This is a genomic window from Embleya sp. NPDC059237, from assembly GCF_042754105.1.
Classification (GTDB): Bacteria; Actinomycetota; Actinomycetes; order Streptomycetales; family Streptomycetaceae; genus Embleya.
This window is the reverse complement of the sequence record NZ_JBHZAE010000005.1, coordinates 489,525-516,203: the sequence shown is the minus strand read 5'-3', so window position 1 is coordinate 516,203 and position 26,679 is coordinate 489,525. Positions and strand designations below refer to the sequence as shown.

5 protein-coding genes and 2 pseudogenes are annotated in these 26,679 nt (G+C 73.1%); 6 read left to right on the top strand and 1 reads right to left on the bottom strand.

Annotated features, from left to right (window positions below; translation table 11 throughout):
* The first annotated feature begins 26 nt into the window (after window positions 1-26).
* Window positions 27-1,943, top strand: coding sequence for an HAD-IIIC family phosphatase (locus ACFXKZ_RS19165; protein ID WP_380001887.1), 1,917 nt, complete (start codon window positions 27-29; stop codon window positions 1,941-1,943).
* Window positions 1,943-2,167, top strand: a complete 225-nt coding sequence (locus tag ACFXKZ_RS19160; protein WP_380001885.1) for an acyl carrier protein — start codon at window positions 1,943-1,945, stop codon at window positions 2,165-2,167. Before ACFXKZ_RS19165 ends, ACFXKZ_RS19160 begins: the two co-directional genes overlap by 1 nt.
* A 75-nt stretch (window positions 2,168-2,242) precedes the next feature.
* Here ACFXKZ_RS19160 and ACFXKZ_RS19155 read toward each other — a convergent pair whose 3' ends face one another.
* The gene (locus ACFXKZ_RS19155; RefSeq protein ID WP_380001883.1) at window positions 2,243-16,144 is read right to left on the bottom strand and encodes an SDR family NAD(P)-dependent oxidoreductase; all 13,902 of its coding nucleotides are present in this window, start codon (window positions 16,142-16,144) and stop codon (window positions 2,243-2,245) included.
* Between ACFXKZ_RS19155 and ACFXKZ_RS19150 the strand changes: the two are divergent.
* From ACFXKZ_RS19150 to ACFXKZ_RS19135, 4 genes and pseudogenes are all read left to right on the top strand, one after another.
* A pseudogene (locus ACFXKZ_RS19150) lies at window positions 16,131-16,613 on the top strand (hypothetical protein); the annotation flags it as partial. The gene ACFXKZ_RS19155 and the pseudogene ACFXKZ_RS19150 sit on opposite strands and share 14 nt — an antisense overlap.
* A gap of 48 nt (window positions 16,614-16,661) precedes the next feature.
* Window positions 16,662-19,727: pseudogene (locus tag ACFXKZ_RS19145) on the top strand (type I polyketide synthase); the annotation flags it as partial.
* A complete protein-coding gene (locus ACFXKZ_RS19140; RefSeq protein WP_380002075.1) occupies window positions 19,722-23,291 on the top strand; it encodes an SDR family NAD(P)-dependent oxidoreductase in 3,570 nt (1,189 codons plus the stop codon). The pseudogene ACFXKZ_RS19145 and the gene ACFXKZ_RS19140, both read left to right, overlap by 6 nt.
* A gap of 229 nt (window positions 23,292-23,520) precedes the next feature.
* Window positions 23,521-26,607 carry an ATP-binding protein gene (locus ACFXKZ_RS19135; RefSeq protein ID WP_380001881.1) on the top strand — a complete coding sequence of 1,029 codons (3,087 nt, stop codon included), beginning with the start codon at window positions 23,521-23,523 and terminating at the stop codon, window positions 26,605-26,607.
* The last annotated feature ends 72 nt before the right edge of the window (window positions 26,608-26,679 follow it).

The following is a 26,679-nucleotide window of genomic DNA, read 5'->3' as shown; positions in this document are numbered from 1 at the left end:
CGCACGATCGAAGGGTTGTCTCTCACATGAACCGCACCGCGGCCGCGCCTGTGGGCGATCCGCTCGAATACACCTTCCGAGACCTGCATCGACAGCACCGATTGGCCGCCGAGTATCCCCGGATACCCGGCCTGCTGCGTGACTTACCGCCGCCCGAACTCGTCGACGCGGGCCGGGTGTTGTCCCGGCTTTCGGTGGACGAGGTGGTGGAACTGCATCCACGGACTCCGGTGGTTTCGGTCGCGGTCACCGGCCACGGCACCGTCACCGGGGTCACCCCGTCGCTCACCGCCGAACTGGCCCGACACGGGCTGCTGTTGCGTCCGCACATCACCGATTTCGACGCCTACGTCTTCGAACTGTCCGATCCGAACAGCGCGCTGTACGCGGCCCGCCCCGACCTGGTGGCCTGTCTGCTCGACCACACGGTCGTGTTCGACGAGGTGCCGGTGCCCTGGGGACCGGAGCACGTGGAATCGGCGCTGGCGGCCACCGAGCGCCGGTTGACCGCGCTGGCCGACACGTTCGAGGCGGTGGGGCACGGCACGCTCGTGTACAACACGCTGCCGCTTCCCCGAGAGTACGTCGCGCAGTTGGTGGACCACCGCTCACGGGCCCGGCTGGGCGCGCTGTGGCGCGAGGCCAACGCGCGGGTGTTGCGCCTGATGGAGGACCATCCGCGGCTGATCGTGCTCGATCTGGAACCGTTGATCGGCTCGGGGCTGCCCGGCCGGGACGTACGGCTGAGCACGTACACCGGGACGCACCTCTCCCCCGAGTTGACCGCCGGCTACACCCGGGAACTCGCCCACCTGGCCCGGGGCCTGTCCGGACGGGCCCGCAAGTGTCTGGTTCTCGACTTGGACAACACCGTGTGGGGAGGTGTGCTCGGTGATGACGGACCCGAGGGGATCGAGGTCGCCGGGAGCTATCGGGGCGAGGCGTTTCGCGCCGTGCAGCGCACCGCGCTGCAATTGTCCGCCCAGGGCGTGCTGCTCGCCGCCGTCAGCAAGAACGATCTCGAACCGGTCCGGGAGGTGCTGCGCGAGCACCCCGAGATGACCCTCGGCGAGGAGGACTTCGTTCGGATCGTGGCCGACTGGGCACCCAAGCACGACAATCTGCGCTCCCTGGCCGCCGATCTCAACATCGGCCTGGACAGCCTCGTCTTCGCCGATGACAGCCCCTACGAATGCGGGTTGGTCGCCCGGGAGTTGCCCGAGGTGGCGGTCGTCCGGCTCGACGGCGATCCGGCGACGCACGTACAACGCCTGCTCGCGGACGGCTGGTTCGACGTCCGCGAGGTCACCGTCGAGGACGTCGCCCGCCCGGCCAGATATCGCGAGGAGTCGCAGCGCAAGGACTTCCTCGACAGCTTCGCCTCGATCGACGACTACCTGGCGGGCCTGGGCATCGAAGTGGAATTCGCCGAGGTGACGCCGACGCAGGTGGCGCGCGTCGCGCAACTGACGTTGCGCACCAACCAGTTCAACCTCACGACCGAACGTCTGGGACAGTCCGACGTGGAAGAGCGTGCGGCGGCGGCGCGGACACTGGTGCTCGGCATCCGATCCGGCGACCGGTTCGGTGACAACGGGCTGGTCGGCGCGGTGTTCGTGGACCGGTTCGTGGATCGGGACGAAAGTGTCTGGCGCATCGAGAACTTCCTGCTCAGTTGCCGGGTGTTCTCGCGGGGCATCGAGTCGGCGTGCCTGGGCGCCCTGCTCGAACACGCCCGCGCCGAGGGCGCGCGACAGGTGCTGGCGACCTACCGGCCGTCCGCGAAGAACGACAAGGTGCGGGACTTCTACCCGCGCAACGGCTTCGAGACGGAGAGTGTCGACGACGACGGCACGATCCGATTCCGGCACGACCTGATCCATGTCCCCGAGCGGCCGCGACACCTGCGGCTGAGCGGAAGCATCGGGAGGACGCAACTGTGATGACCCTCGACGACTTCGTCCTGGTGCTCCGCGACTCGCTCGGCCTGCCGGTCACCGCCGAGGTGGTACGGGAGGACTTCGACCGAGTGCCGGGCTGGGACTCGGTACACCTGCTGGCCCTGGTCACCGTGTTGGAGCGGGAAACCGGCCGCCAGGTATCCCTGCCGGACGCCCTGGAGGCGCGAACGCTGAAGGACATCTACGACCTCGCCACCGTCGGCTGATCCGACGCCGGCGAGCATGACTCGCCGGGCCGCACCCACGTTCACGGGTGCGGCCCGGCTTCGTGTACCCCCTCCTCAGTCCCCCGTCGACACGCCCAGCTCGTCGTCCAGCGCCCGGAACAACTCGTCGTCGCCGACGTCGGCCAACGCGCTCTCGTCGTCCGTGTCCGCCTCGCCGACCGGTGTCGTGCGATCCCACACGCGCAGCAGACTCCGCAGCCGGGACCCGATCCGGGCATGCTCCTGCCGGTCCACGCCGGTCCGCGCCAACAGCGCCTCCAGGCGGCGCAGTTCCTCCGCCAACACCTCCGCCTCGCCGGGCGCGGCCTCGGGGGTCAGCAGCAGGCCCACCCTGGCCGCCAGCGCCGCCACGTTCGGATGGTCGAAGACGATCGTGGTCGGCAGCCGCAGTCCCACCCGCGCGGAGAGCCGATTGCGCAACTCCACCGCAGTCAGCGAGTCGAGTCCGAGGTCCTGGAGTCCGCGTCGCGTGTCCACGGTGCCGGGATCCGGATGGCCGAGCACGTCCGCGACCTCCTGTCGGACCATGTCGATCAGCACCGACTCGCGCTGCTCGCCGTCCAGACCCGCGAGCACCGGCCCCGCCGGCCCGGCCGCCTCGCCGGCGTCCGCCGCGCGGCTTCGCACCGGCGTGCGCACGGCCCGGCGCAGGATCGTGGGCAACCCCGGGAACCCGGACTCGTCCGCGCCACCGGAGGTGTCCAGCCGCGCCGCGACCAGCGTGGGCTCACCCGCGCCCAGGGCGGCGTCGAACAGCGCCAGCCCGGCGGCCGCGGACATCGGCGCGATGCCGGAGCGGGCCAACCGGGCCCGGTCGACGTCCCCGAGCGCACCCGCCATCCCGCCCTCGTCCCACAGGCCCCAACCGATCGACAACGCGGGCAGCCCCTCGGCGGCGCGTTGTCCGGCCAACGCGTCCAAAAACGCGTTGGCGGCGGCGTAGTTCGCCTGCCCCGGCGTGCCCACGGTGGCCGCGATCGAGGAGAAGAGCACGAAGGCCGACAGGTCCCGTCCCTCGGTCAACCGGTGCAGGTTCCAGGCCGCGCCCGCCTTCGGCCGCAGCACCGCGTCGAGCCGGGTCCCGGTCACACCGGTGAGTACGCCGTCGTCCAGGACACCGGCCAGATGTACGACGGCCGTCAGCGGATGCGCGGCCGGCAGCGTGTCGAGCAGCCCTGCCAGCGCCTCGGCGTCGCTCACGTCGCACGCCGCCATCGTGACCTCGGCCCCCGCCTCGACGAGTTCGGCGAGCAGCTCCCGCGCGCCCGGGGCCTGCGGCCCTCGACGGCCGACGAGCAGCAGATGACGCACGCCGTGCGCGTGCACCAGGTGTCGGGTGAGCAGTCCGCCCAGGAGCCCGGTGGCGCCGGTGACCAGGACGGTGCCCTCGCTCGGGAACGACACCGCCTCGCCCCGGGCCGGTTCGGGACGCCGCGCCACCAGGCGGGGCGCGTACGGCACGCCGCCGCGCACCGCGATCTGTGGCTCCGGGGACACTGCGGCCGCTTCGATGCCGTCCGCGGTCTCGGCTCCCGCTTCGAGGTCGAGCAGGGTGATCCGGCCGGGGTGTTCGGCCTGCGCGCTGCGCACCAGTCCCCACACGGCGGCGACGACCGGATCCGCCACCTCACCGGGATGCACCGCCACTCCCCCGGACGTCAGCACGACCAGGGGAACATCGGATGCGGCGTCGTCACCGAGCCACTGCGTCAACCGCTCGACCGCGACCAACGCCGCGGCGCGGGTCCGCTCGGGCGGTGCGCCCCGACCGGCCGCCGACTCCGATCGCAGGTCCACGACGGCGGCGGGCCGGTCTCCGCGCCCGGCGAATCCCGCTACCGCACTCCACTCGACCCGGTACAGCCCGGCGCCGTCCGCGCGGGCCGGGCCGAGTGCGTCGGCGGGCAGCGCGCGCAGCACCAGCGCTTCGGCTCGGGCGATCAACGCGCCCTGCCCGTCGGCCAGTTCGACGCCGACGGAGTCCTCCGCGACGCCGGGCGCGATCCGCACGCGGGCCTCGACGGCACCACTCGCGTACAGTTCCACCCCGCTCCACGCGAAGGGCAGGCGTACCCGGTCGGCCTGTGCCGGCCCGGATTGCGGATCGCCGAGCGCGAGCGGTCGCAGCGCGGCGTCCAAAAGTGCGGGGTGGATCCCGAACGTCCGGGCCTCCGGCGCGGTCTCGGCGGGCAGCCGAACCTCGGCGTAGGTACTTCCGTCCGGGTGCCGCCACACGCCCCGCACCCCCTGAAAGGCGGGCCCGTAGTCCACACCCGCGTCGACCAACCGCTCGTCCAGGTCCCGGAGGTCGAGCGGTGTCGCTCCCGGCGGGGGCCACGCGGCGGTGAGCGTCGTGTGCGGCTGCGCCGCCGTGCCTGTGACGGCGCGCGGCGCGAGTACGCCGTCGGCGTGCCGCGTCCAGGTCGGCGCGTCGGGCCCGACCGACGCGCCCTCGGGGCGGCTGTGCACGGTGATCGAGTGCCGACCCGCCTCCAGGGCCCGAACCACCACCTGCAGCCGCACGGTGCCCTCCTCCGGGAGGATCAGCGGTGTGTGCAGGGTGAGTTCCTCGATCAGGGCGCAGCCCACCCGCTCTGCGGCACGCGTCGCCAGATCGACCAGTGCGGAGGCGGGCAGCAGCGCGAGGCCGTGCAACCGATGGTCGTCCAGCCAGGGGCGGTCCGCGAGCGAGAGCCGCCCGGTCAACAGGAGTTCGCCGCCGTCGGCGACCTCGATCGCCGCGCCGAGCAGCGGGTGGTCGGCGGTGTCCTGCCCGGCCGAGGCCGCGTCGGCGGCGGCGGGCTGGTCGAGCCAGTACCGCGTGCGCCGGAACGCGTAGGTCGGCAGCGGGATCGGCCGGGCCCCGCGTCGGGCGAGCGGCACGGCCCAGTCGACGGCGCCTCCGCGCAGGTGTACCGCGGCCAGCGCCCGGGTCAGGGTGTCCCCTTCCGGCCGACCGGCGCCCAGCACCGCGACGGATGTGGGCCCCTGCTCGTCGAACGTGTCCCGGACCATCGCCGTGAGCACCGGGTCCGGACCCAACTCCAGGCAGGAGTCGACGCCGTGTTCGCGCAGGGCATGCAGCCCGTCGTGGAAGCGGACCGTTTCCCGAACGTGCCGCACCCAGTGTTCGGGGGAGGCGAGTTCCTGCGGGGTCGCGATCCGGCCGGTGAGGTTGGAGACCACGGGGATGGCCGGGGTGCGGTAGTCCACGCCCTCGGCGACCCGGCGAAACGCCGCCAGGATCGGGTCCATGTGCGGCGAGTGGAACGCGCGGCCGACCCGCAGTCGCTTGGTCCGTATCCCCTGCGCCCGGAACGTCCTGGCCAGGGCGTCGGCGGCCTCGGCGTCGCCGGAGACCACCACCGCCTCGGGGCCGTTGACCGCGGCCAGGCTCAGCGACTCGGCGTACGCGTCCAGGTGGGGGCGCACGAGGTGTTCGGCGGCGCCGATGGCGAGCATCGCACCGCCCCCGGTCGCGCGGTGCATCAGCCGTCCGCGCGCCTCGACCAGGACGCACGCGTCCCGCAGCGACAGCACCCCCGCGACGTGCGCGGCGGTCAGTTCGCCGAGCGAGTGGCCGATCACCGCGTCGGGGGTGAAGCCGAAGTGCTCCACCAGCCGGTACAGCGCGGTCTCCAGGGCGAACAGCGCGGGCTGGGCGTAGCGGGTCGATTCGAGCAGGGCCGCCTGTGGGCTGCCGGGTTCGGCGAACACCACCTCGCGCAGGGGGTGGTCCAGGAGCGGGTCGAGTTCGGCGCGGACCGCATCGAACGCTGCGGCGAACACCGGCTCGCTCTCGTACAGTTCCCGCCCCATGCCCGGACGCTGGCTGCCCTGGCCGGTGAACAGCACGGCGGTGCGACCGGGCGGCCCGGCCACGGCCCGCAGTACGTCGGGCGAGCGTTCGCCACCGGCCAGCGCGCTCAGGCCCCGGAGCAGTTGCGCGTGGTCGGTGCCGACGACGGCCGCGCGGTGTTCCAGGAGTGAGCGGGTGGTGGCCAGCGACAGCGCGATGTCGGCCGGGTGCGGCTCGGGTTCCTCGGCCAGCCACTCCAGCAGTCGTTCGGCCTGGGCCGGCAGCGCCTCGGCGGTGCGGGCGGACAGGATCCAGGCCGATGTCGCAGGGGCGGGGTCCGCGCGCGGCGGGGCCGGTCGCGGGTCCTGCGCGGCGTGCTCGACGATCACGTGGGCGTTGGTGCCGCTGATCCCGAAGGAGGACACCGCCGCACGGCGCGGGCGGTCCGCGGCGGGCCACGGCTGTTCCTCGGTGAGCAGGCGGACCGTCCCGTCGGACCAGTCGACGTGCGGCGACGGCCGGTCCGCGTGCAGCGTGCGGGGCAGCAGGCCGTGCTGCATCGCCGACACCATCTTGATCACCCCGCCGACGCCGGCGGCGGCCTGCGCGTGACCGATGTTGGACTTGAGCGAGCCCAGCCACAGCGGCCGGGCATCGGTGTGCTCGCGGCCGTAGGTGGCCAGGATCGCCTGGGCCTCGATCGGGTCGCCGAGTGTGGTGCCGGTGCCGTGTGCCTCGACCGCGTCGACGTCGGCGCCGCTGAGCCCCGCCGCTGCCAGCGCCTGCCCGATCACCCGCTGCTGCGAGGGGCCGTTGGGCGCCGTCAACCCGTTGCTGGCGCCGTCCTGGTTGACCGCCGTGCCGCGTACCACGGCGAGCACCGGGTGTCCGTTGCGCCGGGCGTCCGAGAGGCGTTCGACCAGCAGCATGCCGACGCCCTCCGACCAGCCGGCGCCGTCGGCGTCCGCCGAGAACGACTTGCACCGGCCGTCGGGCGCCATCCCGCGCTGGCGGCTGAATTCGATGAACACGCTGGGCGTCGCCATCACCGTCACCCCGCCGGCGAGCGCGAGCGAGCACTCCCCCTGACGCAGTGCCTGTACCGCCAGGTGCAGCGCGACCAGCGAGGACGAGCACGCGGTGTCGACGCTGACCGCCGGCCCTTCGAGGCCGAAGGTGTACGCGACACGGCCGGAGGCGACGCTGTGCGCGCTGCCGTTGCCCAGGTATCCCTCGAAGCCGGCCGGCGCCTGCCTGATCCGCGAGCCGTAGTCGTTGTACATCACGCCGACGAACACTCCGGTACGGCTGCCGCGCAACGACGCGTGCGGGATGCCGGCGCGTTCGAACGCCTCCCAGCCGGTTTCCAGGAGCAGGCGCTGCTGGGGGTCGGTGGCCAGTGCCTCGCGCGGGCTGATCCCGAACAGGTCGGCGTCGAATCGGTCCGCGTCGTGCAGGAAGCCGCCTCGGGTGGAGTAGCTCTTGCCCGCCCGGTCGGGGTCCGGGTCGAACAGTTCGGTCGTGTCCCAGCCGCGTCCGCGCGGCCATTCGCCGATGGCGTCCACGCCGCCGGCCACGAGCCGCCACAGGTCCTCGGGGGAGGTGACGCCGCCCGGGTAGCGGCACGACATCGCGACGATCGCGATGGGTTCGTCGGCCCACTCGGCCGGCCGGGTCGGCGGTGTCGCCCCGGCCGGGGCCGGCTGCGCGTCGACGACCGACTCCGCGAGGTGGCGGGCCACCGCGTCCGGGGTGGGATGGTCGAAGACCAGCGTCGCGGACAGCCGCAGTCCGGTCGCGGCGGCGAGGCGGTTGCGCAGTTCCACCGACGTCAGCGAGTCGAAACCGGCCTCCTTGAACGCCCGTGCGCCGTCGACGCGACCGGCGTCGGTGTGCCCGAGCACGGTGGCCACGTTCGCGCGGACCAACTCGCCGATCTCGGCGAGCCGATCGGCCGGCGCCAACGCGGCGACGCGGCCGGCCCAGGTACCCTCGGCGCCCGCCCGGGCGGCCCGCCGCGCGGGGATGCGCACCATCTCGCGCAGCACGGCCGGAAGCAGCCCGGCGACGGCCTGGGCGCGCAGCGCCGACCGATCCAGCACGGCCGCCACCGGTGCGGGCCGGTCGCCGCGCAGCGCCGCGTCGAACAGTGCCAGGCCCCGGTCGGCGGGCAGCGGGGCGATGCCGTTCCTGGCCATCCTGGCCGTGTCCACCCGATCCAGGTGGGCGGTCATGCCGCCGGCCTGCGCCCACAGGCCCCACGCGAGCGACAGCACCGGGCCGCCTGCCCCGTCGTGGTGGGCGAGCGCGTCCAGGAACGCGTTCGCGGCGGTGTAGTTGCCCTGCCCGGCGCTGCCGAGCGTCGCGGTGACGGAGGAGAACAACACGAGCGGCACACCGTCGAGACGGCGGGTCGCCTCGTACAGCCACCACCCGGCGTCGACCTTGGGCCGCAGCACCGTGTCGACCCGCTCCGGGGTGAGCGCGTCGATCGTGGCGTCGTCCAGGACGCCCGCGACGTGTACGACGGCGCTCAGCGGCTGCTCGGTCGGGATCCCCGCGAGCAGCGCGGCGAGTTGCGTCCGGTCGGCCACGTCGCAGGCCACGACGTCGACCTCGGCGCCCGCTTCGGCGAGTTCCGACACCAACTCGCCCACGCCGGGCGCCTGCCCACCGCGCCGGGCGGCCAACACCAGTCGGCGTACGCCGTGCTCGGCGACCAGATGCCGTGCGGTCAGTGCGGCGAGGGTGCCGGAGCCGCCGGTGATCAGTACCGTGCCGGCCGGGTCGAAGCGCACCGGTGGGTGCTCCGGCTCCGGCCCGGACGCGGTGGCCCGGACCAGCCGGGGCACCCGGATCGTCCCCGCGCGCAGGGCCAGTTGCGGCTCGTCGACGTCCGTGAGCGCGCCGGTCGGGCCGGCGGTGGACGCCTCGTGGTCGTCCAGATCCAGCAGCACGAACCTGCCCGGCTGCTCTGCCTGCGCGGAGCGGAGCAGGCCCCACACCGCCGCGCCGGCGAGGTCGCGCACGCGGTCGTCGGCGCCGGTGGCCACCGCGCCCCGCGTCACGACGACCAACCGGGCCTCGGCGAAGGCGGGTTCGCGCAGCCATGCCTGCGTCTGCGCCAACACCTGCCGCACGACCGCGCCCACGCGCGCCGGGACATCGAGGCCCGGGTCACCCTCGGGCACCGCGAGCAGCACCGCCGCCGGGAGCGCGGCTCCCGCACCGACGGACTCGGCCAGCGCGGCGACGTCCGGGTACCGCCCGGGCGGGTCCGCTTCCGTAGCCGCCGCGAGCGCGGCCGTTCGCGGCTCGTCGTCCCCGAGCACCGCCCAGGACTCGGGTGGTCGGCCTCCGCCGCCGGACCGGGCCGGCCAGTCCAGGGCATACAGGTCGTCACCGACCGATGCCGCCGCCAACTGCCTCGCCGGCAACGGCCGCAGCGCGAGCGAGGCCACCGTGGCGACGGGTGTGCCGTCGGTGTCGAAGACGTCCACCCGCAGTGCGTCGGTACCCGTCGGGCTCAGCCGCACCCGCAAGGCCGTGGCCGTCGAACCGTGCAGGCGCACGCCGCTCCACACGAAGGGCAGCCGGGGTGATCCCGGTCGGGTCGAGGTGTCGTCCGCCGGCACGAGCCCGGCGTGCAGGGCCGCGTCGAACAGCGCCGGGTGGAGCACGAAGGCCGGTTCGGCGTCGGCGTCCTCCTCGGTCCGCTCGATCTCGGCGAACACGCGGTCCCCGAGCCGCCAGGCGGCCCGGACCCCCTGGAAGACGGGCCCATAGCCGTAGCCCGTCGCGATGAGGTCACGGTAGAGCGCGTCGACGTCGAGCGCCCGCGCGTCCGCCGGGGGCCAGGCATCGATCGGCGCCGCGGCAGGGCCGGGATCGTCGGCGGATTCCGGCTCCACGATCGCCGTGGCATGCCGGGTCCAGGGCACGTCGGCCGCGGCATCGCGCTCGCTCGGCTCGGACCGGGAGTACACGCTCACGGCCCGCCGCTCGTCGTCCTCGCGCGGCGGCTCGACCACGAGTTGCAGGTGCACCGCCCCGGTGCCGGGCAGCGGCAACGGCGCCTCCAGGGTCAGCTCCGCCACCCGATCACATCCGACCCCGGCACCGGCGAAGACGGCCATCTCGACGAAGGCCGTGCCCGGCAGCAGGACGGTCTCGTGGACCGCGTGGTCGGCGAGCCAGGGATGGTCGGCCGTGGACAATTGCCCGGTGAGCACGAGCGCGCCGGTGTCGGCAATGTGCACGGCGGCGTCGAGGAAGGGATGACTCGTCGTACTCCGGCCCGACCCACCCGTGTCCCGCCGCCGGGGCGCGGTGAGCCAGAAGGTGTCCCGCCGAAACGGGTAGGTGGGTAGATCGCCGTCCGGCACGGCGGAGGTCGGCGCGATCGCGTCGGCGCCGAGTACGTGGGCGTGTGCGAGGGCGGTGTGCCATTGGCGCAGATCACCCTGCCCACGGCGCAGGGTGGCGACGGTGGCGGCCCGGACGCTCGGAGTGCGCGCCTCGATGGTCTCGTCGATGGCAGCCGTCAGTCCCGGGTGCGGGCTGGTCTCGATGAAGAGCGTGTGTCCGTCGGTGAGGAGGGTTTCGATGGTTTCTTGGAAGCGGACGGTGGTGCGGAGGTTGGTGTACCAGTGTTCGGGGGTGAGGTGGGTGCCGTCGATGGGTGTGGTGGTGACGGTGGAGTAGAGGGGGATGGTGGTGGGTTGGGGGGTGATGGGGGCGAGGTCGGTGAGGATTTGTGGGTGGAGTGGTTCGACGTGGGGGCTGTGTGAGGCGTAGGTGACGGGGATGCGGCGGTGTCGGATGTCGTGGGTTTCGCAGTGTGCCTGGAGTTGGTCGAGTTCTTGGTGGTTTCCGGATATGACGGTGGAGTGGGGGCCGTTGAGGGCGGCGATGGTGAGGTGGGGGTGGTGGGTGAGGAGTTGTCGGATGGTGTGTGGGGGTTGGGCGATGGAGAGCATGCCGCCGTGGGTGGTGAGGGTGGTGATGGCTTGGGAGCGTAGGGCGATGATGCGGGCGGAGTCGTGGAGGGTGAGTGCTCCGGCGATGTGGGCGGCGGCGATTTCGCCTTGGGAGTGGCCGATGACGGCGTCGGGGTGGATGCCGTGGTGTTCCCACAGGCGGGCGAGGCTGATCATCATGGCCCACAGGGCGGGTTGTACGACGTCGACGCGGTCGAGGCTGGGGGCTTGGTCGGCTCCGGTGACGACGTCGACGAGGTTCCAGTCGATGTAAGGGGCGAGGGCATCGGCGCACTCGCCCAGCGCCTGGGCGAACACCGGTGAGCTGTCGAGGAGTTCGCGGGCCATGCCGGGCCATTGGGAACCCTGGCCGGGAAAGACGAACACGGTCTTGCCGGGGTGGGTGGTGGCGTGGGCGAGAGCGGGGTGGGGGGTGTGGGTGGCGAAGGCGGCGAGCGCGGCGGCGAGTTCGTCGCGGTCGTGGGTGACGACGGCGGCGCGGTGTGGGAACGCGGCGCGGGTGGCGAGGCCGGCGGCGACGCGGGCGGGGGTCAGGCCCGGGTGTGTGTCCAGGTGGGCGCGCAGGCGTTCGGCGTGTACGCGCAGGGCGTGCTCGTCCTTGGCGGACAGCGTGACCACGGGCGGGCCGGGCGAGTCTTCGTGGTCGGTGTGTTGCGGGGTGGGGTCGCCTTGTTCGAGGACGAGGTGGGCGTTGGTGCCGCTGATCCCGAACGAGGACACCGCAGCGCGCCGCGGGCGGTCGGGGGTGCGCGGCCACGGCCGGGCCTCGGTCAACAACGAGACGGCGCCGGTGTCCCAGTCGACGTGCGGAGTCGGCTCGTCCACGTGCAACGTCGCCGGCAACGTCTCGTGTCGCAGAGCCTGGACCATCTTGATCACACCGGCGATCCCGGCGGCGGCCTGGGTGTGCCCGATGTTCGACTTCACCGACCCCAACCACAACGGCCGCCCCGGCTCACGGCCCTGCCCGTACGTGGCCAACAACGCCTGCGCCTCGATCGGATCCCCCAACGCCGTCCCGGTCCCGTGCGCCTCCACCACGTCGACCTGACCCGCCGTCAACCCCGCACCCGCCAACGCCGCCCGGATCACCCGCTGCTGCGACGGCCCGTTCGGCGCCGTCAAACCATTGCTGGCACCGTCCTGATTCACCGCCGAACCCCTGATCACCGCAAGCACGGTATGACCGTTCCGTTGGGCGTCCGAGAGTCGTTCGAGCGCGAGCATGCCGACGCCCTCGGCCCAGCCGGTGCCGTCGGCGGCGCCGGCGAATGCCTTGCAGCGGCCGTCCGTCGACAGGCCCTGCTGGCGGCTGAACTCGATGAACATGCCGGGTGTCGCCATCACGGTCGCGCCGCCCGCGAGCGCGAGGTCGCATTCGCCGTTGCGCAGTGCCTGGCTCGCGAGGTGGATCGCCACCAGCGACGACGAGCAGGCGGTGTCGACCGTGATCGCCGGACCCTCCAGACCCAACGTGTACGCGACCCGCCCCGACGCCACACTCGTGGTCGTGCCGGTGAGCAGGTGGCCCTCGTGCCCCCGGGCGGGTTCGTGCAGCCTCGGGCCGTAGTCCTGGGCGGTCGCGCCGACGAAGACCCCGGTACGGCTGCCGCGCAGCGAGTCGGGAGTGATGCCGGCCCGTTCGACCGATTCCCACGCGGTCTCCAGGAGCAGCCGCTGCTGCGGGTCCATCGCCGCCGCCTCGCGCGGCGAGATCCCGAAGAAGCCCGCGTCGAAGTCGCCCGCGTCGTGCAGGAAACCGCCCTGCCGGGTGTAGGTCTTGCCGGTCCGGCCCGGTTCCGGATCGTAGAGATCGCGCAGATCCCAGCCCCGGTTGTCGGGTAGGTCCCCGATCGCGTCGACGCCGGCGGCCACCAGTTCCCACAGGCGCGCGGGCGAGTCGGCGCCGCCGGGGAATCGGCAGGCCATCGCGATGATCGCGATCGGCTCGTCGGCACCGCTCGTCCCGCCGCCGGCCACGTGTTCGGGGCCGGCCTGCGACGACGGGTCGCCGAGCAATGCGTCGACCAGGTAGCGGGCCATGGCCGCGGGGGTCGGGTGGTCGTAGACGAGTGAGGCGGGCAGCGAAAGACCGGTCTCGGTGCCGAGTCGATCGCGCAGTTCGACGGAGGTCAGCGAGTTGTGACCGTGCTCCTTGAAGGACAGGTCCGGCTCGACGGACTCGCCCGCGTCGTACTCCAGCACCTCGGCCGAGTGCGCGCATACCAGCTCGACGACGAGCGCCCGGCGCCGTTTGTCGTCGAGGGGGCGTAGCCGACGCACCCACTCGCCCCGGGCACCGGTCTCCTCCGCCTCGTCACCATGATCCTGTTCGGGATCGACCGGATCGACCGCGTCGACGGGGTCGAAGGCTCTGCCCGGCACAACCGCGGCCCCGTCCGCACCCGGCCCCGGCGTCACAACCGCAGCCGCAGCAGCCGCAGGCACCGGCCCGCCCACCCAGTGGCGCCTGCGTTGGAAGGCGTACGTGGGCAGTTCCACCCGCCGGACCGGCTCGCCACCCAGCAGTGGGCTCCAGTCCACGGGGACGCCCGCGCCGTGTACACGGGCGACGGCGCGCCCGAAGGCGAGCAATTCCCGCTGCCGTGCGGCGAGGGTGCCGATCAGCAACTCACCGGCGCCGTCCGAGGCGAACGTGTCCTTCGCCAGGCCCGTCAGCACCGGGTCCGGGCCGAGTTCGACGAAGATGTCGACGCCCAGTTCGCGCAGCGTGCGCAGACCGTCGTGGAAACGCACCGGCTCGCGAACGTGCCGTGTCCAGTAGTCGGGCGAGCGCAGCAGTTCGGCGTCCGCGAGTCGGCCGGTGACGTTCGAGACCACCGGGATGGTCGGCTCGTGATAGGCGATGCTCGCGGCGACCTCGCGGAACTCGGCGGACAGATCGTCCATGTGGTGCGAGTGGAACGCGTGCCGGACCGCCAGCCGTTTGGTCCTGACGCCCGCTTCGCGGAATCGACCGGCGAGTTCCTCTGCGGCGTCCGCGTCGCCCGAGACGACGACCGCCTCGGGGCCGTTGACCGCCGCCAGGCCGAGGGTGTGCGGGTGATCCCGGAGCGCCGCCAGCACCGTCTGCTCGTTCGCGTTGATCGCGAGCATCGCACCGCCCTCGCGGGCGCGCTGCATGAGCCGGCCCCGGGTCGCGACGAGAAGGCACGCGTCGTCCAGGGTCAGCACGCCGGCCGCGTGCGCGGCGGCCAACTCCCCCACCGAGTGCCCGATCAGGTACCCGGGGCGCAGCCCGAAGGACATCGCGAGCCGGAACAGCGCGATCTCCAAGGCGAACAGCGCGGGCTGGGTGTAGGCGGTCCGGTCGAGCAGTTCGGAGTTTCCTTCCCCGAACATGACCTCGCGCAGCGGCACATCCACGTGCGGGTCGAGCCGTGCGCAGATCTCGTCGAGCGCGTCGGCGAACACCGGGAAGGCGGCGTCCAGTTCGCGTCCGGCGCCGACCCGTTGGCTGCCCTGGCCGGTGAACAGGAAGGCCGTCGAACCGGTTCCGACACCGGTGCCGCGTACCGCTCCGGCGCCGGTGCGGCCGGCCGCGAGGGTGGTCAGGCCGCGGAGGAGTTCGTCGCGGGTGGTACCGACGGCGACCGCCCGCTGCTCGAACGCGGTGCGGGTTTCCAGCAGGGAGTGCGCCACGTCCGCAGGGTCGACGTCCGGGTTCGCCTCGACGAATTCGGCGAGCCGGGCCGCCTGTCCGCGCAGTGCGGCGGCGGTGCGGGCGGACAGCGGCCACGCGAGCAGCCGCGGCCGCGCCGGCCGGGTGCGGGGGGCGCGGGCGACGGGTTCGGGAGCACCGGCCAGCACGAGGTGGCAGTTGGTACCGCCCATGCCGAACGACGACACGCCGGCCAGGCGGGGCCCGGATGTTTGGGGCCAGTCGGTGATTTCGGTCTGGACCCTCAGGCCCAGCCGATCGAGGGGGATGTCCGGGTTGGGGGTGCGGAAGTTCAGACTCGCGGGGATGCGTCCGTGGTGCAGGGCGAGTGTGGTCTTGATCAGGCCGACGATTCCCGCGGCGCCTTCGAGGTGCCCGACGTTGGTCTTGGCCGAACCGACGAGCAGGGGGCGGGCGGGGTCGCGGGTCGCGGCGAAGACCGCGCCGAGGGCCGCCGCCTCGACGGGGTCGCCGACGGCCGTACCGGTGCCGTGCAGTTCGACGTAGTCGACGTCGGCGGGGGTGGTGCCGGCTCGGGTGTGGGCGAGTCGGATCACCTCTTCCTGGCCGGCGCTGCCGGGCACGGTCAGGCCGGGGCCCGCGCCGTCGTTGCCGACGGCTCCGCCGAGGATGACGCACAGCACGTCGTCGCCGTCGGCGGTGGCGTCGGCGAGGCGCTTGAGGACGACGACGCCGCCGCCTTCGCCGCGGACGTAGCCGTTGGCCCGGGCGTCGAAGGTGTAGGAGCGGTCGTCCGGGGAAAGGCCGCCAAAGCGGTCCACCGCGAGGGTGCTCTCCGGCGCGAGGATGAGGTTGACCCCGCCCGCGAGCGCCATCGACGACTCGCCCTTGCGCAGGCTTTCGCACGCCTGGTGCACCGCGACCAGTGCGGACGACTGCCCCGAGTCGACCACCAGGCTGGGGCCGTGCAGGTCGAGCGTGTAGGAGACGCGGTTGGCGATGATGCTGCGGTGCAACCCGGTGGAGGTGTGTGCGCCGATCGCGGCAGCTCCGAGGCGGTGCACCACGGTGGCGTAGTCGTCGAGGATCGCGCCGATGAACACCCCGGTGCGGCTGCCTCGGATCCGGTCCGGGATCCGGCCCGCGTGTTCCAGCGCTTCCCAGGCCAGTTCCAGGATCAGCCGCTGCTGCGGATCCATCGCCGCCGCCTCGCGGGGCGAGATGCCGAAGAAGCGGGCGTCGAAGGTCTCCACGTCTTCGAGGTATCCGGCCTGCCGCGCCCGGATCGCGCCCGTCGCGGCGCCGCCCCGATCGGGTGACCCGGCCGGGTGCGGGCGGGCCTCGGGGGCGTCGCCGATGGCGCTCACGCCGTCGCGCAGCAGTTCCCAGAACGATCGCGGGTTCGGGGCACCCGGGAATCGACACGCCAGTCCGACCACCGCGATCGGGCCCTCGCCGGCCACCGCCGGGCGGGTGTGGGCGTCGGTGCCGGCGGAATGCATGTCGTTCGCCATGGGGCGTCCTCACACTGTGCTCGGTGGAACCGGTCACTGGGCACCGGTCCGACGGTGGGCGCGCCCGGCGCCCGAGTCGTCGCGGGGCGGTGTCGCCCGCGCCCGCGGCGGGCTCCGACCGGCGGGGCGGGTCCTGTCGGGCGACCCGCGCCGACTCCGGTCGCCGGGGGGCGTCCGGACCGCGACACACCCGTGCCGGGGAGTCGGGCCAGGGTGTTCGGCGGGGCTTAGGACGACCTTTGTCCGGGCTAAATCCGCTGGTGGTCCCGGATTTTCGCGCGCGGACGGCGCGCCGAAGGGCACGGCGGGAGGCACAGCGGGGGTTAAGCGTGGTTTAAGCCGGTACCCGAACCGTGGGGGCTCGGCCCGTTCGGACCGCGCTTTCGCCCCCGGCCGTTCGAAAGGTTTTCCTTCCGTGGTGAACAACGAGGACAGGTTCCGTGACTACCTCAAGCGGGCGACGGCGGACCTGCGTCGGACCCGCCGCCGGTTGGAGGAGGTCGAGGAGCGGCAGCACGAGCCGATCGCGATCATCGGCATGGCCTGTCGCTATCCGGGCGGCGTCGACTCGCCCGAACAATTGTGGCGGCTGCTGGCCGAAGGCGGCGAGAGCATCGGCGAGTTCCCCGCGGACCGGGGCTGGGACGTGGCGGACCTGCACGATCCGGATCCGGCGGCGGTGGGCAAGTCGTCCACCCGCAACGGCGGTTTCCTCTACGACGCGGCCGATTTCGACGCGGAGTTCTTCGGCATGGGTCCCCGTGAGGCGATGACGGTGGATCCCCAGCAGCGGCTGCTCCTGGAAACCGCGTGGCGGGTGTTCGAGGACGCGGGGATCGTGCCGGAGTCGTTGCGCGGGAGCGACACCGGGGTGTTCGCCGGAATCATGTACAACGACTACGGCGCCCGGCTTCGGCCCGCTCCGCGGGAGTACGAGGGATACCTCGCGAACGGCAGCCTGGGCAGCGTGGCGACCGGCCGGATCGCCTACACGTTCGGCCTGGAGGGCCCGGCGGTGACGGTGGACACCGCGTGCTCGTCGTCGCTGGTGGCGCTGCACCTGGGGGTTCAGGCGCTGCGCCGGGGCGAGTGCGCGCTCGCGCTCGTGGGCGGGGCCACGGTGATGTCGACGCCGCACACCTTCGTGGAGTTCAGCCGCCAGGGCGGCCTGTCCCCCGACGGACGTTGCCGGGCCTTCTCGGCGGACGCGAACGGCACGGGCTGGAGCGAGGGGGTCGGCCTGCTGCTCGTGGAGCGGTTGTCGCAGGCGCGACGCAACGGGCATCGGGTGCTGGCGGTGGTTCGCGGTACTTCGGTCAACCAGGACGGCGCCAGCGCGCAGTTGACCGCGCCCAACGGTCCCTCGCAGGAGCGGGTGATCCGACGGGCGCTGGCGGACGCGGGCCTGGGCACCGAGGACGTGGACGCGGTGGAGGCGCACGGTACCGGGACCAGGCTCGGCGATCCGATCGAGGCCCGGGCGCTGATCGACGTGTACGGCGCGCGGCGCCCGGCGGATCGTCCGTTGTGGCTGGGCTCGCTGAAGTCGAACATCGGGCACACCCAGGCGGCGGCCGGGGTCGGCGCGGTGATCAAGATGGTGTTGGCGCTGCGGCACGGCCTGCTGCCGCGCACGCTGCACGCCGAGGAACCCACTCCGCATGTGGACTGGGACGAGGGCACGGTGCGGCTGTTGAGCCGCGAGCAGCCCTGGGAGTACACGCCGACGCGGCCCCGGCGCGCGGGTGTGTCCGCGTTCGGCATCAGCGGAACCAACGCGCACGCGATCATCGAGGAGCCGCCGGTCGGCGATGCGGCCGACGCGCCGGCCGACCCGGAGGTCGCGCCCACCGACGAGGAAGCGCCCGTCGGTGGCGGTGGCGTGGTGCCGTGGCCGCTGTCCGCTCGGACGCCGGCGGCGTTGCGGCAATCCACCGAGGAGCTGCGGCGGTTCCTGGCCGAGCATCCCGAGTCGGATCCGGTGCGGCTGGGCCGCGTGCTGCACACCTCCCGGACCGTGTTCGAACACCGCGCGGTGCTGCTTGGCACGTGCCCTGCGGAGTTCTCGGGCGCGTTGTCGGCGCTGGCTCGGGACGAGCCGTCGCCGCGGGTGGTGCGCGGCGTCGCGGCGCCGGCTCCGCGCATCGCGTTCCTGTTCACCGGTCAAGGCAGCCAACGGCTCGGCGCGGGGCGCGAACTGTACGCCGAGTTCCCGGTGTTCGCTCGGGCGCTGGACGAGGTGTGCGCGTTCCTGGACCCGTTGCTGCCGTTGCCGCTCAAGCAGGTGTTGTTCGCTCCCGAGGGCAGCTCCGAGGCGGGGTTGTTGGATCGTACGGTGTTCACCCAGGCGAGCCTGTTCGCCGTGCAGGTCGCGCTGTTCCGGCTGACGGCGCGCTTCGGGGTCGGGCCGGACGCGGTTTTGGGCCATTCGATCGGGGAGTTGGCCGCGGCGCATGTGGCGGGCGTGCTGGATCTGCGGGACGCGTGTGTGCTGGTGGCGGCCCGAGGAGCTTTGATGCAGTCGGCACCGGCGGGTGGCGCGATGGTCGCCGTCGAGGCGTCGGAGGAGGAGGTGCGCCCGCTCCTGGCCGGACACGAGGACAGGATCGCGATCGCCGCGCTGAACGGCCCGGCGTCCACCGTGGTCTCCGGTGACGTGGACGCGGTGGAGCGTGTCGCGGGCCACTTCGTCGCGGCGGGCCGGCGGACGTCGCGGTTGAAGGTCGATCATGCCTTCCACTCCCCGCACATGGCGCCGATCCTGGCCGACTTCGCCAAGGTTGCGGAGGAGTTGACCTATCACGAGCCGTCGCTGCCGGTGATCTCCGATGTCACCGGACGGGTCGCCGAGCCCGGCGAGTTGAGCGATCCGCGCTACTGGGTGCGGCACATCGTCAGTCCGGTGCGCTTCGTGGACGGGGTCCGGGCGCTGGCCGACTTCGGGATCACGGGCTACCTGGAACTGGGGCCGGAGCCGGTGTTGACCGCGCTCGCCCGGCAGTGCCTGGAACAGGCCCCGGGGGAGCCGGTGTTCGCGTCCACGTTGCGCGCGCGGCACGGCGAGTCGCATACCCTGCTCGGTGCGCTGGGCACGCTGCACGCGCACGGACGGGCCGTGGACTGGCAGGTGTTGCTGCCGGCGGGTGGGCCCACGTCGCCGCCCGGGTTGCCCGACGTGCGGGAGTCGCCGGACCTGTCGGGGTTGCCGGGCTATCCGTTCCAGCGCGAGCGCTACTGGCTCGAACCGGTGCGTGGCGCGGGCGATGTCGCCTCGCTCGGGCTCGCCGCGGCCGGGAGTCCGCTGCTGGACACCGTGATCGATCTGGCCGACGGCGCGCTGCTGTGGACCGGGCGGCTGTCGGTGGCCGCGACGCCGTGGCTGGGCGACCACCAGGTGGTCGGCGCCACGCTGTTGCCGGCGACCGGTTTCCTGGACCTGATCCTGCACGCGGGCGCGCACGTCGGCTGCTCGGGCGTGGACGAACTCACCGTCGAGGCACCGCTGATCCTGCCCGAGGAGGGCTCCGTCGCGCTGCGGCTCACGGCGAGTGCCCCCGACGACACCGGGCGGCGCGCGGTGGAAGTGCACACGCGCGCGGACGCGGCCGGGGCCGACGCGGTGTGGACCCGGCACGCCACCGCGAACCTGATCGCACCGGATCCGGTGGCGCCGCCCGCGGTGGCCGGCCCCTGGCCGCCGCCCGGTGCGAGCGAGGTGGACCTGAGCGGTGTCTACGACGGTCTGGCCGAGCGCGGCTACCACTACGGCCCGGCCTTTCGCGGACTGGGCGCGCTGTGGCGGGCGGGCAACGACCTGTACGCCGAGGTCCGTCTGCCGCACGGCGTCCCGGCGGGCGGGCACACGCTGCATCCGGCGCTGTTCGACGCCGCGCTGCACCCGCTGGCGATGGTCCGGGCCGAAAGCGGCGGCGACGGCTCGGCCCAGGTCGCGCTGCCCTTCCACTGGGCGGGGATCCGGCTGTACGCGAGCGGCGCGAGCGAGGTCCGGGTCACGCTGACCCGGACCACCGAGGACACCACCACCATCGTGCTGACCGACCCGACCGGCGCCCCCGTGGCCGCGGTGGACACGCTCACCACCCGGCAGGTGCCGGTGTCCCGGCTGGCGGCCGCGCGGCCCGCGTCCGCCGGTGCCCTGCACGTGGTGCGTTGGACACCGGCGGGCTCGGACACCGACGGCCGCGCGAGCGCGTGCGCGGTCGTCGGGCCGGACCCGCTGGCGCTGGCCGCCGCCGTGCGCACGCCCGGGGGGCCGGCGGTGCCGGTGTATCCGGATCTGGCCGCGCTCGGCGCGAGTATCGAGGCGGGCCTGCCCGTACCCGATCGGGTTCTGGTCACCGTGGGCCGTCCCGACGCCCGGGTGGACGACGACGCGAGCACACCGGACGCGGTGCGCGCCGCGGTGCACCGCGCCGCCGAACTCGCCCGCGACTGGGCCGGCGACGACCGATTCGCCCACGCGTGCCTGGTCGCCGTCACGCGCGGCGCGGTGGGCACCGCCCCGGGGCCGGAGATCCGCGATCTGGCCGGCGCTGCGGCATGGGGCCTGCTGCGTTCGGCCCGTACCGAGAATCCGGGCCGATTCGCCCTGCTCGACGTGGACCGCCTGCCCGCCGCGGCGCCCGCAGACCCGACGGCCGCGCCGTCTCGGGACCGGGAGCCGGACCCGGCGCTGCGGGCGATCGTGGCCGGCGACGAGCCGGAGGCCGCGCTGCGCCAGGGCACCACGTACGTTCCCCGGCTGGTGCGCGCGGACACCGTGCCCGACGTGCTGACTCCCCCGTCGAATTCACCGGCCTGGCACCTGGCCACCACCGACAACGGCACCCTGGCCAACCTGGCCCTGGTGGACGCACCGCAACTCGCCGAGCCCCTGGGGCCCGGTCGGGTGCGGGTGACCATGCGGGCCGGTGGGCTGAATTTCCGGGACGTGCTGATCGGGCTCGGCATGTATCCGGGCGACGAGGCGCGGATCGGCGGCGAGGGCGCGGGTGTGGTGGCCGAGGTCGGCCCCGGGGTGACCACGGTGGCTCCCGGGGATCGGGTGATGGGTCTGTTCCCCGAGGGCGGCCTGGGTCCGGTCGCGGTCACCGACCACCGGCTGCTCTCCCGGATGCCCGAGGGGTGGTCGTTCGGGCGGGCCGCGGTGGTGCCGGTGGTCTTCCTGACCGCCTATCACGGCCTGGTCGACCTGGCCGGGGTCCGGCCGGGCGAATCGGTGTTGGTGCACTCGGCCGCGGGCGGCGTCGGCATGGCCGCGCTGCAACTGGCCCGGCATCTGGGCCTGGAGGTCTACGGCACCGCCGGTCCCGGCAAGTGGGACGCGCTGCGCGCCCAGGGCCTGCCCGACGAGCGCATCGCGGGCTCTCGGACACCGGCCTTCGAACACACCTTCGCGCACGCGACCGGCGGGCGCGGCGTGGACGTCGTGCTCAATTCGCTGTCCGGGGAATTCGTCGACGCCTCGTTGCGGCTGCTGTCGCCGGGCGGGCGCTTTTTGGAGATGGGCAAGACGGACATCCGCGACCCGCTGCTGGTCGCCTCGGCGCACCCCGGGGTGACCTACACCGCCTACGACCTGAACCGGGTCGCACCGGAACGTATCCAGGAGATGTTGACCATCCTGGTCGAGTTGTTCGAAAGCGGACGACTGGCACCGCTGCCGATCACCGCCTGGGACATCGCCCACGCGCCCGAGGCGCTGCGCTTCCTGTCCCAGGCCCGCCACATCGGCAAGACGCTGCTGACCCTGCCGTCCGGGCTCGACCCGGAGGGGACCGTACTGATCACCGGCGCCACCGGCACCCTGGCCCGGCTGCTGGCCCGCCACCTGGTCACCCGGCACGGCGTACGCCGCCTGGTGTTGGCGAGCCGCCGCGGCGGGCAGGCCGCAGGGGCGGGCGAACTGCTCGCCGAATTGGCCTCGCTCGGCGCGGAGGTGCGCCTGTCCGCGTGCGATGTCGCCGACTTCGACGCGGTGGCCCGACTCCTGGACGGGATACCGCCCGAGCATCCGTTGACCGCGGTGGTGCACACCGCCGGCGTCCTGGACGACGCGACGGTGGACGCGCTCACGCCCGCGCGGATCGACGCGGTGCTGCGGCCCAAGGTCGACGGCGCGTGGCACCTGCACAGGCTGACCCGACGCCTCGACCTGGCCGCGTTCGTGCTGTACTCCTCGGCGGCGGGCGTGCTCGGCAACCCGGGACAGGGCAACTACGCCGCCGCGAACACCTTCCTGGACACTCTCGCGCACCACCGCCAAGCACTCGGCCTGCCCGGCATCTCCCTCGCGTGGGGACTGTGGGGCGCGCAGAGCGCGATGACCGGCCGGCTCGACGACACCGCGCTGGCCCGCCTGTCCCGGGGCGGCATCGTGCCGTTGTCCGTCGAGCAGGGTCTGGCCCTGTTCGACGCGGCGCTCGAACAGCGGCACGCCGCGCCCGTCGCGGTCGGGCTGAACCTGCCCGCGCTGCGGGCCCGCGCCCGAGCCGGGGAATCCACTCCCCTCTTCGCCGCGTTGACCGCCGTCGAGCCCTCGCGGGCCGCGGACGCGGCGGCCCCGACCGCCGGGGCGCCGACACTCGCCGAACGGCTCGCGCCGCTGCGCCCGAGCGCTCGGCGGCAGTTGTTGAAGGACGTGGTGAGCGGCCATGTCGCCACCGTCCTGGGACACTCGTCGGCGGGGGCAATCAACGGGAAACGCTCGTTCAAGGAGTTGGGCTTCGACTCGCTGTCCGCGGTCGAGTTGCGCAATCGGCTCAACGTCGACACCGGGCTTCGATTGCCCGTCTCCCTCGTCTTCGATCACGCCACGCCCTCCGCGCTGGCCCGGCATCTGGAGGAGGCCCTGGCCGTGCGGGCCGAATCGGCCGCGCCGGCGGTCGCGTTGACGTCGCTGTTCGCCGAACTGCATCGGGTCGAACTCGCCGTGGCGGACGCCGCGGTGACCCAGCCGGACACGGATCGGCTGGCGGAGCGGCTGCGCGAACTGCTGGCGGCGCTGTCGACGCCGGCACGGCGACCCGCGGGCGGCACCGGCGAACCCGCCGCGTCCGCACATCTCGCCCGAGCGAGCGACGACGAGATCTTCGATCTCATCGACAACGAACTCGGCCTCGGCTGAGCGCTCCCCGCGCCGGATCGGTGCCACGTTCCCTCGTCGGCGCCGGGCCGGTGCGGTGCCGAGGACGTATCGGGCCCGACGCACATGGCTCATCCGCGCGCCGCTGATCTATACTTGCGTCGTCCACATTCCCCCAGTAGGGGAACGCTGGTCGACGAGGGGGAACAACGCGCAGGACGGTCCCGGGTGACGGGTACGGGTTCGCAGACGGACACCCGAAGACGGAACCGTGGGGCACGCTTGGCGTCGGGCCGTGCATCGTCCGCCGGTTCCGCCGCCATCCCGCGCCGGTCGCACCGACGACATCATCCCGAGTCGGCTTTCACGCACCAAGTACCGCATCGCGGTACTCGATTGCAGGACATACGGGGTGAGTTCCACGAAATCTCCATTGCGTCCGAATGCCGGGACCGTTCGTCGACACGAGATACAACGACTCGTCACCTCGCTCGATCGATTACCACGACAACGGGGCATGGTGATCGAAGTCGCCGGCGGAATCGGCAGCGGCAAGAGCAGACTTCTGGCGGAGTTCGCCGCCGAGGCACACGAGCGGGACATTCCCGTGTTGCATGCCCGAGGCACCGCCTACGGGCAGAACAACGCCTTTCACGTCGTGGTGGCGGCCCTGCACAGCGAGCTGGTCTCGCAACGTCTGGACCACCTTCCCACGCACACCGCGGCCTCGCTGCGCCGCGTGCTGCACGCGCCCACCCACCTCGATGCCGCCGACCCCGATGCGGGGCCCGCCCAGGTCGGTTCCCATCGGCTGCGCCTGCTGCTGCGACACGTCACCCACGACGGCCTGGTGATCATTCTCGACGACATGCACTGGGCGGACCCGCAATCGCTCGCGTTGATCGACCAGTTGATCTCCTCGCCCCTCGACGTTCCGCTGCTCGTGGTGATGGCCGATCGCCCCCGCCAGGCCCCGCCGCAACTGCGCGAGTCGCTCGCCCACGGCCTCGTGCAGGGCACGGTGGAACGCATCGCCCTGCCCGCCCTCACCCGGGAGCAGTGCGCCGAACTCCTCGGCATGGGCGTGGAGGATCCGCGATTGCGCGACCTGTGCCGGGAATCGGAGGGCAACCCGCTGTATCTGCTCGCCGCGGCACACTGCGGCGACCGCGGCACGCACGGCCCGACGGCACACCCTCCGTCGCCCGTCCCGGCCGGCCACGTCGACGATCTGCAAAACCAGTACGCAGCCCACCTGTTGGCCGAGATCTCCGGGTTGTCCGGCGTCGAGGCGCAGGTGCTGCACGCGGCGGCCGTCTTCGCCGAACGCTTCGACCTGGTGGCGGTGGCGGCGGTGGCCGAACTCGACATGCGCCAGGTCTGCGCCGCCACCGACCGTCTGGTCCGTCGCGATCTGCTGCGCGTGGTCGACGCCGGCGTGCAGTACTCCTTCCGCCATCCGATACTGCGCCGGCTCGCCTACACCGAAAGCGATGCCTGTCGGCGGCTGCGCCTGCACCGCAACGCGCTGGCCGTACTGGTCGAGCGCGATGCGCCGGCCGCCGCGCGGGCCCCGCACATCGAGCACTCCTTCACCGGCGAGAACGCGCGCGACGCGGTCGCGACACTCGTACGGGCCGCGGACGAGGTGATGCGCTCCGCGCCGCGCCAGGCCGGCCAGTGGTTGCGCCTCGCCGGTTCGCTGATCGACCGCGACCCGGGGGTTCGGGACCAACGCACCACGGTGTTGGCGAAGACGGCGCACGCCCTGTTCCTGGAGGGCAGGCCCGCGGAGAGTCGCGCGCTCTTGGAGGCGGCGCTCGCGATCCGATCGGGCGAGGGTGTCGAGGACCGCGTACGGCTGATCAAGCAGCGCACGATGATCGACCTGTTCCTCGGCAACCACACCCAGGCGTGGGCGTCGTTGACCTCCGAGATCGCGGCGCTGCCGCAACCACGCTCGGCGACCGGCATCCTGTTCGTCCTGCGCACCGTCATGGGCGTGGTGGGCAGCGGCATGTGGCCCTCCTCGGAGGAGTTGCGCACCACCCTGCGGTCCGCCGGCAGCGGCCCCGACGGGGATCTCGAGGGCAGTGCCCTGGCGCTGTACGGGCTCTACGAGGTGATCGCCGGGGACCGGGCCGCCGGAGCCCGGATGATCGACCGGTGCGCGACCCGGCTGGATCAGATCCCGAACGACGCGCTGGTCGACGGTCTGGAGGTGTTGCCGCTGCTGGCCTGGGCCGAGATCTTCCTCGGCCGGTTCACCGACGCCCAGCGGCACATGCTGCGCGGACTGGGCATCGCGTACGCCACCGGCCAGGTGTACCTCCTGCCGATCATGATCGACGGCCTGTGCCACATCTGCCTGTTCGTGGGGCCGACGGCGGGAGCCGAGCCGATCATCGACGAGGCGTACGCGATCGCCGAGCGCATCGACTCCGACGAGGTCCGCGGCCTCACGCTGGCCCTCAAGGCCCTGCAGACGTCCTGGAACGGCGCGCACGACACCGGCCGACAGCTCGCGGAGCAGGCGGTCGCCGCACTCCAACCGGGCAGCCTGTGGCGGGTCAGTGCGGCCCTGGCCCTGGCCCGCGCCACGGTGGTGGCCGATCCCCGGCGCAGCCGGATGCTGATCCTCGACGTCGGACGCGGGCCCGACCTGCTCAACCTGCCCGCGATGCTTCGACCGATGTGTCATCGGATGCTCACCGTCGCCACGATCGCGGCGGGCGATCCCGACGCGGCATTGTGGGCGAAGCGGGCCCGGGACGCGGTGCGCGAGTCGGAACTGTCGTTCCAGCACGCGGAGGCGTTGCTCGCCGAGGCCGAGGTGGCCCGGTTCGCCGACGACCCGGACACCGCCTCGGACCTGTACCAGCACGCCGCCGACCGACTGGCGGCGGCCGACCTGACGCTGCCGCGGACCACGGCGCTGCTGGACGCCGCCGAGTGCGAGGCCGTGGCCGGCCGGGTGGACGACGCGACGAAACTGCTGGTCCTCGCCCGCGAACTGGCCCGCCGATCCGGCGCGGACACGCTGTATCGCCGGGCCGAGGAGCGTCTGGCCGCGCTGGCGTGGGCCAAGGGGTCGACCGAGCCGGGCGCCGCGACGGCGCTGTCCGTACTGACCAATCGCGAGCGCGAGATCGCCGATCTCGCGGGAACGGGCATGCGTACCCGTGAGATCGCCCAGGTGTTGCGGCTGAGCCCGCGCACCGTGGACGCCCACCTGGCCCACATCTACCGCAAGCTCGACCTGAGTTCGCGCGCCGAACTGGCCCATCTGGTCACCGGACTGCAGAGCGGACCGGCTCCGCCAAGCTCGGCTTTAGGTCTGTCTAAGTGCGGCCCCTGAACATCGCAGCGACGGCCGGGACCGCGCCCGCGCACCGTGCGGTGCCCCCTCGACGTCCCGGCCGGACGAGCG